The 6495-nt window shown below is 60.1% G+C and carries 3 protein-coding genes; 2 read left to right on the plus strand and 1 reads right to left on the minus strand.

The features are described 5' to 3' along the window. Positions 1–256 precede the first annotated feature (256 nt). Complete coding sequence (locus tag PZA18_RS23280) at positions 257–1777, minus strand: GGDEF domain-containing protein (RefSeq protein WP_284103295.1); 1521 nt, start codon at positions 1775–1777, stop codon at positions 257–259. Between the two features lie 422 nt (positions 1778–2199). Between PZA18_RS23280 and PZA18_RS23285 the strand changes: the two genes are divergently transcribed. Together PZA18_RS23285 and PZA18_RS23290 are read left to right on the plus strand one after the other, a co-directional pair. Continuing rightward, the gene (locus PZA18_RS23285; RefSeq protein WP_284103296.1) at positions 2200–2718 is read left to right on the plus strand and encodes a DUF2059 domain-containing protein; all 519 of its coding nucleotides are present in this window, start codon (positions 2200–2202) and stop codon (positions 2716–2718) included. 326 nt (positions 2719–3044) lie between these two features. Further along, positions 3045–6239, plus strand: coding sequence for a S41 family peptidase (locus tag PZA18_RS23290; RefSeq protein WP_284103297.1), 3195 nt, complete (start codon positions 3045–3047; stop codon positions 6237–6239). Positions 6240–6495: the final 256 nt, after the last annotated feature.

Here is a 6495-nt window from a genome sequence, read left to right on the forward strand (position 1 = left end):
GTTTTGGGGCAGGGCGAGGCAGGGTGAGTGCGGTTTAGCGAGCTAAATAAACGAACCCTAACGACGCCATGCCCCAAAAATCGACCCGGCCCGGAGGGTTTCTTCGGATTTGGGCCTGCTGCCGCGTTAAAAATCGCGTGGCTTATCACTAAGCGGCGCGCTTTTCGCCTTGCATCAGGCCCAAATCCGACGAAACGCGATCCGGAAATAAAATGTCAACAGAGCCTAGGCTTCTCCAACCATAGGCATTAACCACCTAGTCCGCCACCGCGACCTGATCCTTGCCGGCCGCCTTGGCTTTGGTCAGGGCGTGCCCTGCCATCGCCAGCAGATAACTCGCCTGCAGGGCATCTGCCGGAAAGCTCGCCACGCCAATCGACACCGTGGTGGGCACCACAAACCCCGCTTGCAGGGCGCTGGTCGCCGAAATGCGACGCCGCAGATCCTCTGCCTTGGCTTGTGCCTCAGGTCTGGAGGTGTCTGGCATACAGACAATGAAAGAACCATCCTCAAGCAGGCAGACCACATCCCCGCGCCGGCAGCCATCCCGCAAATAGTCGGCCAGATTCTGCAGTAGGCTGTCTGCCCTCAGTCGGCCTTGTCGTTCAATCACCGCCGTGAGGTTATCCAGTTCGATACGTAACACCGAATAGGGCAATCCACGGCGCCCCATGCGGATCAGCTCACGCGGCAGCATCTGCCCAAGAAAGCGCTCATTGAATAACTCTGTCAGGCCATCGTAGATCACGATGTCGGTCTGATGGCATTGCGCCAGCAGCAGCGCGGCCTCCAGCCGCTTTACCCTTCGCCGCCAGCGCCAGCCAAGCCAAGCCAGCAACAGCAGCGTCAGCCCAAGCACGCTGCCGCCCAGCAGCCACCGGTCTGGAGGGGCCGGCACACGCGGAACATTGGCCGAGTACAAGAAGCCTTCCATATCCGGTTCGGCACCAATCAAGCCCAGCTCGCGATACACACTGGCAATATGCAGCCAACGGCTGGGACTCATGTAACCGACCTCGACCAGCTCGGGCATCATCAGCTTGCGCATCTCATCTGCCTCATAGCGCAGGGCATCCAGCGACTTACGCTGGCTGTACTGGTGGTAGATCAGATTGATCGCTTCATCAGGATGCTCCAGCGCATAGCGCCAGCCCTTCATGCTGGCGGCGACAAAGGCTTTGACCAGCTCCGGCTCTTTCTGGAGCAGATCCTGTCGGGTGAACAGGTTGTCGCCATAAAAGTCGATGCCTTCGGCACGCGGCGAGAACAAAAAGTATTCAATGCCCCGACGCCTCGCCTCGAAGGGCTCGTCAGTCGAGTAGATGGCCTGCGCCTCGACCCGTCCACTGAACAGGTCGTCCACTTCAAAACTTGTTGGGATCAGCGTGATATGGGGTGGCGTCAGCCCCTCCCGCTTCAGATAGGCCAGCAACTCGGCCGCATCGCGCTCCAGCATCAGGCGTTTGCCAGCCAGACCATGCACATGCTCGATGCCAGACCGGGCCAGCGCCATGATGGCCAGCGGCGAATGCTGCATCAGAACCGACAGCACCACCACGGGCTTGCCCTGTGCCCGCTGCAAGACCAGATCGGTGGTTCCGGTGCCGAATTCGGCTCGACCTTTGAGCACTTCCGATACCGGGTCATGACGCGAATCGGCCTCGACCATCGCCACCGTCAAGCCTGCCTCGCGGTAGTAGCCTTTGGCCTCGGCCATGTAGTAACCAGCAAACTGGAACTGATGCTTCCACTTCAGTTGCAGGGTGACAGCGCGCACAGGCTCCGCCCTCGCGCAGGCAAGCCAAGCCAGGAGCAGCCAGCACAACGCCCTGCGAAAAGCGAGCATGGTCACAAGTCCCCTCCTGTGCGACCGCGATCAATCGTTATCCCGACCCCATTTTGAATGGCCGCTGCAAACAGTGGGCAAGGTTCACACCGCCCAGGCTCTGCTGAGGTTTTGTTTCCGGTGGTGCCGGGCCGGAGAGTTCTGCTGGTTTTCGAGCCAAGCAACTCCGAATCTGGTGCGCCCCGGCGCCCTGAATACCGCCGCACAGCCTGTTTGCAAACAAGCGCTTATCTGCACTCATCATAGGTGTTTCTGCTCGGGCTTTCTGGTTGCGCACCGGATTTTCAGTAGCAAAGCCTGCCCGCAAAGCCCAAAATGGAGCATTCAACCTCGTACAACTCGAAAGGAATACTGTGCGCCAATTCATTCTTGCCGGCCTGATCGCCCTCCTCCCCCTGTCTGCCCTGGCAGCCCCACCCAGCGACAAGTCGGTAGAGAAGCTGCTCGAAGTCACCCAGACCAAACGTCTGGTTGACTCGATTTCCAATCAGGTGAACGGCATGATCAAACCCATGTTCACCCAGATGATGGATGCCCAGAACCTGCCGCCCGAAAAGCGCAAGGATGCCGAGCAATACATGGATAGCTTCGCCAAGAAAATGGCCGTCATCATCAAGGACGAGCTGACCTGGGATAAGTACAAGCCCATCTACGTGAAGATCTATAAAGAGTCACTGACCCAGGAAGACGTAGATGGCCTGATCACTTTCTACCAAAGCCCCACCGGTAAGGTCGTCATCGAAAAAATGCCGCTGCTGATGCAAAAGTCGGTAGCCGAAACCCAGCAGCGCATGGGCCCGATGATGCAGAAGATCCAGAAGGCCGCAGAGGAATCCGCTCAGGAATTCAAGGCCAAGCAGGCCAAGAAGTAAGCTTTTCAGCAGAGTGGGCTAGGCTCTGTTGACGCAAGATTTGCGGTCCGGAAAAAACGTCAACAGCGCCTAGCAGCCTTTCGGACCTTCGGGCGCGCAGGCGGAAACGCGGGAGAACGAGACCCGTTTTGCTGGTTTTTGAGGCGCATAGTGAGCCTATGCAACAAAAAAACCAGCAAAACTGGGCTGTTCAACCCGCGAATTCCGCCCGCGCATCGAAAGTCCGACAGGCCGCCAGCCCTCTTTGCCACCTCAGACTCTGTTGAGGTGCTTTTGTCCGCACAGAAGCCCGTCAACAGCGTCTCAAGCCCATCAAGAATAAGACAATGCATAACACTGCCTATCTGCGTTACCCCACCTTGCACGGTGACACCGTTTATTTTGTCTGCGACGACGACCTGTGGTCGGTCCCTGTCAGTGGCGGCTACGCCCGACGCCTGACTGCCGGTCTGGGTGAGCCCGCCTACCCTGCCGTCTCGCCGGATGGTCAATGGCTGGCCTTCGTCTCGCGTGACGAACGCCACCCCGAGGTCTACCTGATGCCAGCACAAGGAGGCGAAACCCGCCGCCTCACCTACACGGGTGCCGATCTGCGGGTGCGCGGCTGGACCAGCGATGGCCGCATCCTGTTTTCCAGCACCCACGGCCAACCCTTCTTCCGCTTCTACCAGATGTACAGCATCAGCCCCGATGGCGGGTTACCCCAGCTGTTGCCATTCGGGCTGGCCAGCGATCTGGCCCACAGCCCCACTGGTGCACGCGTGATCGGCCGCAACTGCGAAGACCCCGCCCGTTGGAAGCGCTATCGTGGCGGGCGGGTCGGCACCCTCTGGACTGCGCCGCCCGGTAGCAGCGAATTCCAGCGGCTCGATCAGCTGGGTGGCAATATCGCCAACCCCTGCTGGATCGGTGATCGGCTCTACTTCATTTCAGACGTCGAAGGCGTCGGCAATCTTTATTCCTGCCGCGAAGATGGCAGTGACCGGACCCGCCACACCCAACATACCGAGTACTACGCCCGTCAGGCCCGCAGCGATGGCCGTCGCATCGTCTATCAGTGTGGCGGAGACCTCTGGCTGTTCGACCCGGCCAGCGGCACCAGTCACAAGCTTGATATCCAGGTCGCCACAGCACGCGCACAGGCCGCACGCAAGTTTGTCGATCCGGCCGAATTTCTGGCCAGCTGGTCGATTCACCCGCAAGGCCATAGCCTGGCCCTTGAAATTCGCGGCAAGTGCTTCAGCCTGCCCTGTTGGGAGCAAGCGCCCCGTCAGTACGGCATGGGCGATGGCGTGCGCTATCGCCATCCGCAGTGGCTGCATGACGGCAAGACCCTGATTGCAATCTCGGACGAAACCGGCGAAGAACGGCTCGAACTTTTCAATACCGATGGCAGCCGCGACGTGCTGGATGCCGATTTGGGCCGGGTACTCAACCTGCAGGTATCCCCCAAAGCCAATCGACTGGCGCTGACCAATCATCGCAATCAACTGCTGATGGTGGATCTTGATACACGGCAGACCACAACCCTCGACACCAGCGCCTTTGGCCGCATCAACCACTTTGCCTGGTCGCCGGATGGGCTCTGGCTGGCCTATGAATTTCCGGCCACGGCCCGCACGCAGTCGATCAAACTGGCCGAGCTGGCCACCGGCCACACCCGGCTGATTACCCGGCCCGAATTCAAGGATTACTGCCCGGCCTTCGACCCCGAAGGCAATTTCCTTTACTTCCTGTCCTATCGGACTTTCGATCCGGTTTACGACAGCATGTATTTCGACCTGAATTTCCCACGCGGCGCCAAACCCTATCTGGTGGCGCTGCGGCGCGATGTCCCCCAGCCTTTCGAGCCCCTGCCGCATGGTCCCGACGAGGCCAAGTCTGACGACGAGGAGGAAGAGTCGGATCATCCCATCGCCATAGAACTTGATGGCATCGAAGGTCGTATCGCCGCATTTCCGGTCAAGGAAGGCATCTACGGGCAGATTGCCGGCATCAAGGGTAAAGCCCTCTGGACGGTATTTCCGGTTGCAGGAAGCACCGGGGAAGGAGGCCACGGCGAAGACGACGCGCAGGGCGTGCTGGAGTGCTATGACTTTGCCGAACAGGAACGCAAGCGACTTCTCGATGAAGTCGATGGCTTCATGCTGTCACTTGATGGCAGCACGCTGGCCTATCAGAGCGAAGACCAGCTGCGCGTGCTCAAGGCCGGCGAGAAACCCGATGACGACGAAGACGATAGCGATGATTGCAACCGCAAGACGGGCTGGATCGACCTTGATCGCCTGCGCGTATCCGTTGATCCGCGCGCTGAATGGCGACAGATGCTGCGTGAAGTCTGGCGCCTGCAGCGTGACCAGTTCTGGGTGGCCGATATGTCCGGCATCGATTGGCCGGCGATGTACCAGCGCTATGCGCCGCTGGTCGAACGCATCGGCAGCCGTGGGGAGTTCTCCGATCTCGTCTGGGAGCTGCAAGGTGAACTCGGTACCTCGCATTGCTACGAATTTGAAGGCGACTACCGCGAGCCCCCCTATGTCTCGCTGGGTCATCTGGGCGCCGATTTCTTCTGGGATAGCGATGCCGGCTGCTACCGTGTCGATCGCATCGTGCAGGGCGATGGCTGGAAGCCCAAAGCCGGCTCGCCCCTGGCCGGCATCGGCGTTCAGATCAAACTGGGTGATCGCCTGCTGGCAATAGGCGGCCAGCCGCTGGATGCCCATACCCCACCCGGCGCACGGCTGGTTAAACAGCGCGGCAACAAAGTGGTACTGACCGTTGCCAATCACGATGGCAGCCAGCCACGCGACATCGTCGTCAAAACCCTCAGCGACGAAGTCCCTGCCCGTTATCGCGACTGGGTCGAGGCCAACCGGGCTCGGGTGCACGCCGAAAGCGGCGGCCGTATCGGCTATCTGCATATCCCCGACATGGGCGCGCAAGGCTTTGCCGAATTTCACCGCCTCTATCACACCGAGATCGAACGGGAAGCCCTGATCGTTGATGTGCGCTTCAATCGCGGCGGCCATGTTTCGCCGCTGCTACTCGAAAAGCTGGCACGCAAACGTCTGGGTTATGACCTGCAACGCTGGGGCGCCCCGGCACCCTATCCGCACGATTCGCCATTCGGACCAATGGTTGCCATCACCAACGAGCATGCCGGATCAGACGGCGATATGTTCTCGCACTGTTTCAAGCTGATGAACCTGGGCAAGCTGATTGGTCGCCGCACCTGGGGGGGCGTGATCGGCATTCATCCTACCCACGACTTGGTGGATGGCACGGAAACCACGCAACCGGAATTCTCTTTCTGGTTCCGCGATGTGGGTTTCAGCGTCGAAAACTACGGTACCGAACCACAGATCGACGTGGACATCGCGCCGCAGGACTACGCTGCCGGCCGCGACCCCCAGCTCACAGCCGCCCTCGACGAAGCCCGCCGCGCCCTGGCTGCCGACCCACCCCGCATCCCCGACTTCGGACCCCACCCAATCCTGGCAGGGCCGACACGGTTGCCTTAGGCTCTGTTGACGTTTTGTTTCCGGTCGCGCCGGGCCGAGTTTTGGGGCAGGGTGAGGCAGGGTGAGTGCAGTTTAGCGAGCTAAATAAGCGAACCCTAACGACGCCATGCCCCAAAAATCGACCCGGCCCGGAGGGTTTCGCCGGATTTGGGCCTGCTGCCGCGTTGACTGCCAGGCTGTTGGCTTGCGATGCAAGCCTTACAGCCTGTGCGCCCAGACGGGAAATCGCGTGGCTTATCACTAAGCGGCGCGCTTT

It is taken from the genome of Parachitinimonas caeni (genome assembly GCF_030129945.1).
Lineage (GTDB): Bacteria > Pseudomonadota > Gammaproteobacteria > Burkholderiales > Chitinimonadaceae > Parachitinimonas > Parachitinimonas caeni.

Excerpts from the sequence above, each read along its gene's own strand:
- PZA18_RS23290 (WP_284103297.1), top strand. The coding sequence starts at position 3,045 with ATGCATAACACTGCCTATCTGCGTTACCCCACCTTGCACGGTGACACC.